Below are 654 nucleotides of genomic sequence, written 5' to 3' on the forward strand. Positions count from 1 at the left end.
CACTGGCTCGTGCCCGTGGTCTTCATAGGTCTCGGCCTGTTCATCCTCATCGAGTCCGGCACCCTCGCCCACATCGCATCACTCCTGTGAACAGTACGGGCCCGGCCGCTAGAGCGGCCGGGCCCGTACCATCAACGCCGAACGTGTTGCGACCACCGCTGGAATCCGCCCGGGAAGCAGGGGGCTGTTCCGGGAACCAGACCGCCTTGCGCAGGTCGACGCGCTCGCCGCCCGGCCGCAGAGGACATCCCTCGGCCCGCAGGTTCGTGAGCGCGGTCGTCAGGTGATGGGCCGGCGGGGATCCCGCGGCGTTGACCACGCGCCACCACGGCAGCTCCGCGTCACCGGGCCCGTCGCCGTCGGAGCGCGCGAGCACCTGGCCCACCTGGCGCGGTCCGCCCCGGCCGAGCGACTCCGCGACGATCTCCGCGACGAGCCCGTAGGTCATGGCCCGCCCGGCCGGGATCGCCGCGACGAGCGCGAGCACCGCGTCCGCGTACTCCTGGCGGGCGTCGGCGAGGTCGGTCTCGTGGTCCACCGGGCGAGCGTACCCGCGAGGCTCAGATCTGGCGGCCGTGCGCATGACGCGGACCGGCCACCGCCCGTCGAGAAGTGAGCTGTGGCCCCTGATCCGGCCCGATCAGGGGCCACAGC

The 654-nt window shown here is 72.9% G+C and carries 1 protein-coding gene; it reads right to left on the minus strand.

Annotation, left to right across the window (positions count from 1 at the left end):
- Positions 1–46: 46 nt before the first annotated feature.
- Entirely contained in the window at positions 47–538 is a 492-nt protein-coding gene (locus ACFWGN_RS04030; RefSeq protein ID WP_377615795.1) for an MGMT family protein, read from the minus strand.
- Between the last annotated feature and the right edge of the window lie 116 nt (positions 539–654).

It is taken from the genome of Oerskovia sp. NPDC060338 (genome assembly GCF_042726295.1).
Classification (GTDB): Bacteria; Actinomycetota; Actinomycetes; order Actinomycetales; family Cellulomonadaceae; genus Oerskovia; species Oerskovia merdavium.